Origin of the sequence: Mesorhizobium sp. M1A.F.Ca.IN.020.06.1.1 (genome assembly GCF_004023265.1) — a bacterium.
Lineage (GTDB): Bacteria > Pseudomonadota > Alphaproteobacteria > Rhizobiales > Rhizobiaceae > Mesorhizobium.
Window position 1 is genome coordinate 1 of the sequence record NZ_RZSR01000424.1, and the last position, 4,960, is coordinate 4,960.

At 61.5% G+C, this 4,960-nt stretch carries 4 protein-coding genes and 1 pseudogene; 1 reads left to right on the forward strand and 4 read right to left on the reverse strand.

Annotated elements, in window-relative coordinates:
- The coding region (locus EOA60_RS38265; RefSeq protein ID WP_206628159.1) for a hypothetical protein at positions 1 to 251 on the reverse strand (251 nt) is incomplete at its 3' end.
- A 97-nt stretch (positions 252 to 348) separates the two neighbouring features.
- Between EOA60_RS38265 and EOA60_RS18700 the strand changes: the two genes are divergently transcribed.
- The gene (locus EOA60_RS18700) at positions 349 to 2,622 is read left to right on the forward strand and encodes a sulfatase-like hydrolase/transferase (RefSeq protein ID WP_206628160.1); all 2,274 of its coding nucleotides are present in this window, start codon (positions 349 to 351) and stop codon (positions 2,620 to 2,622) included.
- 28 nt (positions 2,623 to 2,650) lie between these two features.
- Here EOA60_RS18700 and EOA60_RS18705 read toward each other — a convergent pair whose 3' ends face one another.
- The 3 genes and pseudogenes from EOA60_RS18705 to EOA60_RS18715 all read right to left on the reverse strand — a co-directional run.
- Complete coding sequence (locus EOA60_RS18705; protein WP_128311716.1) at positions 2,651 to 3,634, reverse strand: NAD-dependent epimerase/dehydratase family protein; 984 nt, start codon at positions 3,632 to 3,634, stop codon at positions 2,651 to 2,653.
- Between the two features lie 31 nt (positions 3,635 to 3,665).
- Positions 3,666 to 4,742, reverse strand: coding sequence for a glycosyltransferase family 2 protein (locus tag EOA60_RS18710; RefSeq protein WP_066995901.1), 1,077 nt, complete (start codon positions 4,740 to 4,742; stop codon positions 3,666 to 3,668).
- Positions 4,743 to 4,747: 5 nt separating this feature from the next.
- Positions 4,748 to 4,960, reverse strand: a pseudogene (locus EOA60_RS18715) (UPF0104 family protein); the annotation flags it as partial.

A 4,960-nucleotide genomic window follows, 5' to 3' on the forward strand; every position in this document is an offset into this window, starting at 1 on the left:
TCTGAAGAGACGTCGTTAACGCACACTTGATTTTGTTGACTCTTTCCTGCCGCGAACCGATTTTGCGCACGAGGTTTGAAAGCTGCCGGCCGTGGTTTCTGGCCGGAGCACAAACTGGCGGTGGGCAATCTCATGAGTATCGGCGGCGGTATGGGCTCGGCGAGCCGGTCCGAGGGCGGCCAGACGGGATCGAGGACGAAACCTGCATTGACGCAGGAACTTCGCTTCACGCGGACGTCCTTGCGCGTCATTTGCACCAGCCTGTGGTTATGGCTTCTGCTGGGCATCTACCGGGCCGTAATCGTCGATCCGCAAACGACATTTCAGGGAGGCCTGGCGTCCATTCCCATGGGATTGGCGGCAAGCTATTACGACCTGATACTCATCACATCGGTGACGGCGGCAACGCTGATCCTGCTCTTCCTTACAAAGTCAAGCCGGCTCGCATCCGCGGCCGTCGCCTCCCTTTTCTATCTCGTGGTCCTGGTGTCGCTCGGCTGGGGATTTGCCAACATCAATCTCGTCAAGATGCTGGGTGAGCCTTTCACCTTCCAGTGGCTGGTCTATGGCGACTTCCTGCAGAATGCCGACGCCAAGAGCGCGATGGGCGATGCCCTCAACGTGAGGGATGCCGCGATCCTTTTCGGGTCCATCGTTCTGGTGCTGGCCCTCGGCTACGCCGCGGGCAGTTTGTGCCAGCGGCTGAGTTCCGCAGGCCGCAAGAGGTTTCTCATCGCTTTGGTTCTGTGCGTTGGCGCGGCCCTGGTCGGCAGCGGCTATCATGTGCGCGCTCAGTCGCTGCCAGCATCCAAGGTCGACAATCCTATCGTGTATTTCGTTCAGTCGGCGTGGTTCAGTTCGACGCCGGTGACTTTTGCGATGAGCGCCGGCGGCGATGATCCCGATGTCGCCAGCGTCGGGGAGCGTCCGGCGGAAACCTCAAGCTTCAAGGCGCCGACGCCAAATCCGATCAAGAACGTGCTGATTTTCATGATGGAGTCGGTGCCGTCGAAATACATCGAGACCTTTGGCGGCCAGTATCCGATCACGCCGAACATAAAGAGCTATGCCGGAGATTCCATTCGGTTCGACAAGATCTATGCGCATGCTCCTTCCACGCACTATTCGATCTTCTCGCTGCTGACCTCGATGTACAACGACATCTCATTCTACGGGATGACTGCCAAATATCCGTACCTGCCGCTGGAGACGATCTCCAACACCCTGTCCAAGCACAATTTTCGCACCGGGTTCTTCTGGAGCGCCGATTCCCGTTTCCAGCGTGTGGACGAGTTCCTGCTCAACAAGGGACTGGACGTCATCCAGGACTATCGGGGGCAGAAATGCGCCACCCCGACCTTCAAGCTCAGTACCGAGCAGTGGAAGAACATGGACTACAACAGTGACCTCTGCACGGCCCAAACGATCATCGACTGGATGAAGAAGGATCCGCAGAAGCCCTTCTTCGGCATCATGTTCACGGCGATGACGCATTATCCGTACATCACCGGCAGCCCGATGTTCTCGAAGATGGTGCCTTCCGCTAAAGACATCGGGCCGGTGCACTACGTCGATGACGAAAAATTCAATGCCTATCTCAACGCCCTGAAGGTCGGCGACGCAGCGTTCGGTGAAATCCTCGATTCACTGAAGCAGTCCGGCAAGCTCGATTCGACGCTGGTTGTCGTCCTTGGCGATCATGGCGAGGCGTTCGGAGAACATGGCGACTACGTCCATGCCACCGCAATCTACGACGAGAACGTCCACATTCCGCTGATAATGATCAACAAGCACCTTTTCCATGACGAAGTCGCTCATCCGGTCGGCGGCATCGTCGACATCGCTCCGACGATCATGGACATACTGGGACTGCCATTGCCCGAGCAGTGGCAGGGCCGCAGCCTGTTCAGCGAGCAACGGCCAAACAGGACCTTCTTCTTCAATCCGTGGGCCGGCTCCTTGCTCGGTTATCGCGATAATGATCGAAAGGTGATTTTCAACGCTACCACCGGCAAGGTCGAGGAATACGACCTTAAGGCCGATCCCGGCGAAAAGACGAACCTATTCGAAGAAGGCTTGAGCGATCGAACGGCGCTGCTGCAGCCGATTGCCGGCTGGGTGCAATCGCAAAAGCGGCGCATAGCCACACTTGTCGCCAACGCGGCCGGAGACGCGGGGCACTGCACAGCCACAAGCTTGGAGATCGACGCGGCCGGCACCGACTACCAGGGTCAGCCTCGCTTCGACGTCTTCGCCGACGGCAAGCGCCTTGGCGAGATCGCCGTCCAGGGCAAGGAGAGCAAGGCCTCGACAGGCGAGCAGCGCGTGGCGGAACTGACGGAGGCGGCCGTCGAGGCGCAACCGTTCCACATCGACCTTAGCGGCGTGCCCAATCCAAAGACGATCGAAATTCGTTATGTCAACGACGAGTGGGCCGGAGACGGCCGGCCCGGCGATCGCAACCTTTTCATCAAGAGCATAAAAGTGAACGGGCAGCTTGTGCCCAAGAGCAAGCTGCACGTGGACGAGCAATCCCATGGCTACACCGACGACAGCGGAACCGCCATGTATACCAACGGCTCGCTATGGGTCAGCGGTCCGTTTATCGAAGGATGCATGTAGGGCAGGGCATCGGCGGCAGCGCTTCGCTTTACAGCTTGCCCTCCGGCCGCCATTCCCGCCGGTACCAGTCGACGAATTTCGCCAGTCCTTCCTCGATCGGCACTTTCGGCTTGAAGCCGATGTCGCGCTCTAGCGCGCTGGTGTCGGCAAAGGTCTTCTCGACATCGCCGGGCTGCATGGGCAGATCCTCACGGATGGCCTTCACGCCGAGCAGCCCTTCCAGCGTCTCGATGAAGCGGCCGAGATGCACCGGCTGGCTGTTGCCGATGTTGTAGATGCGGTGGCGCTCGCGGCCGGCCGCCGGCGGCTTGTCGAGAACCGCAATCACGCCCTCGACAACGTCGTCGACATAGGTGAAATCGCGCCACATCTCGCCATGGTTGAAGACGCGGATCGGCTTGCCGGAGAGCATCGCCTCGGTGAAGATCCAGGCCGCCATGTCCGGTCGTCCCCAGGGGCCATAGACGGTGAAGAAGCGCAGGCCCGTCTGCGGCAGCCCAAAGAGATGCGAATAGGTCGAGCTGATCAGCTCGTCCGCCTTCTTGGTCGCCGCGTAGATCGACACCGGATTGTCGACGCGGTCGCTTTCCACGAACGGCACCTTGGTGTTGCCGCCATAGACCGAGCTCGACGAGGCATAGACCAGATGCTTGATCTCGGGCGATGCACGGCAGAGCTCCAGCACCTCCAGGTGGCCGGCGATGTTGGCGTGGATATAGGCGCGCGGATTTTCGAGCGAATAGCGCACGCCCGCCTGGGCGCTGAGATGCACGATGCCGCTCAGCAGCGTTCCCTTGAGGTTCGCCGCCAGCGCGCCCGACTCGGCTATGTCGAGTTGCTGGAACGAAAATCCGTGCCGGCCGGAAAGCCTGGCGAGCCGTGCCGCCTTCAATGCCGGGTCGTAGTAGGCGTTCATGCTGTCGACGCCGACAACGGCGTCGCCGCGGGCGAGCAGGCGCTCGCAGACATGGCTGCCGATGAAGCCGGCGGCTCCGGTCACAAGGATGGTCATGCGCGGACCTCGGATGAGGGCAGGGGCGGGATCATTTCCGTCTCGGGGCTTTCTTGGCTTGCGCCGGCGGGCTCGGCCAACGCCAGCCATCGCCTTCGCCAGGCGCGGGCTGCGGGCGCGCCACATAGGCGAGCGAAACATTGGCCTCGAGATAGACGCGCGACAGCATCTCGGCGAGCACGCCCGACGTTACCATCTGCAGGCCGGCGATGACCAGGAAGAAGCCGGTGAACAGCATCGGGCGCGTTCCAATGTCCTGTCCGAAAAACACCTTCAAGCTGAACAGGTAGGCAAGGATCAGCGAGCCGAGCACGCCGAACACGATGCCGATGCCGCCGAAGAAATGGCCGGGCCTGGTGCGGTAGCGCATGAAGAAGAACATGAAGACCAGGTCGAGCACCACGCGGAAGGTGCGCGAGATGCCGTATTTCGACTGGCCGTGGATGCGGGCGTGATGCGTCACCACCTCCTGGGCGATGCGGCGCGGCGTCGTCACAGTCGCCAGCCAGGCCGGGATGAAGCGGTGCATTTCGCCATAGAGCCTGACGCTGCGGATGACGCTGCCGCGGAACACTTTGAGGCTGCAGCCATAGTCCTTCAGCCGAACCCCGGTGACGCGCGCGATCAGCGAGTTGGCGATGCGTGACGGCAGCCGGCGCATCCAGAAACCCTCCTGACGGTTCTTGCGCCAGCCGGCGACGAGGTCGAGGTCCTCGGTCAGCAGTCGATAGACCATGCGCGGTATGTCGAACGGATCGTTCTGCAGGTCGCCGTCGAGCGTCGCTATGACATCGCCGCGGGCAGCGTCGAGGCCGGCCTGCATGGCCGCCGTCTGCTTGAAGTTGCGCACCAGCTCCACAGCGTGCACATGCGCACCGTATTCGGCCGCCAGGCGGCGAATTTCATTCGGCGTGGCGTCGGTGCTGCCGTCGTCCACCAGCACCACTTCCCAGGGCTGGCTGTAGTTCTCCATCGCCTGGTGGATACGCACGATCAGCGGCTCGACGTTGTCGGCCTCGTTATACATCGGGATGACGATGGAAAGCTGGTGCTCGGGCATGACGGCACCGGCAGGCAGCCCCGACTGAGGAATGGGAAGCATGTCCATGGCGGTCATTTCCTTGCGGGTCCCGTAGCCGGCGTCTCCGGCAGCGTCGATTTCGAGGGAAACAGCCAGGCGATCGCACCGGTGGCAACGGCCGAGCAGAGGATGAACAGATGCAGCGCCAGCGCCGCCTGCAGCCCGTCCTTCATGGCGATGCCGGAATAAAGCAGCGCCGCTGCCGCGCCCGCCTCGTAGGTACCGAAACCGGCGACACCCTGCAC

Bases quoted from the DNA above. Each gene is read 5' to 3' on its own strand.
- EOA60_RS18700 (WP_206628160.1), top strand. From the start codon at position 349: ATGGGATTGGCGGCAAGCTATTACGACCTGATACTCATCACATCGGTG.
- EOA60_RS18705 (WP_128311716.1), bottom strand. From the start codon at position 3,634: ATGACCATCCTTGTGACCGGAGCCGCCGGCTTCATCGGCAGCCATGTC.
- EOA60_RS18710 (WP_066995901.1), bottom strand. From the start codon at position 4,742: ATGGACATGCTTCCCATTCCTCAGTCGGGGCTGCCTGCCGGTGCCGTC.